General features: G+C 29.5%; 1 protein-coding gene. It reads right to left on the reverse strand.

The window, feature by feature from the left end; genetic code table 11:
- Positions 1 to 110 precede the first annotated feature (110 nt).
- Positions 111 to 332 (reverse strand): hypothetical protein (locus tag AOA62_RS31735; protein ID WP_218244081.1); only part of this gene is annotated, 222 nt, incomplete at its 5' end.

Here is a 332-nt window from a genome sequence, read left to right on the forward strand (position 1 = left end):
ATCATATGATGTTCGCATTAAAAGGAAAAAAATAGGAGTATTTTCAAGGGCTAGAAAAGTATACGCACATTTCTATAGCCCCTGTATTCTCCCATCAATTTGAACAAATTCTATTTTTCCACAGATTGTACAATATCAAACATCATCTCTGCTATATTATTCATTTCATCTAAGGCTGTAATAGTGGATATCTTTACTCCATCATATCCTACTACGACATTATACATATTATTTGAAAAATCATTTACCAAGAAATAACCAACTTTATCTTCTTCAGTTTTATCTATTTCTACAATAAACGGTTCATCCTCTATCATTAGTTCGTTTAATAT

Source organism: Pseudomonas sp. 2995-3, assembly GCF_002742565.1.
GTDB classification, from domain to species: domain Bacteria; phylum Pseudomonadota; class Gammaproteobacteria; order Pseudomonadales; family Pseudomonadaceae; genus Aquipseudomonas; species Aquipseudomonas edaphica.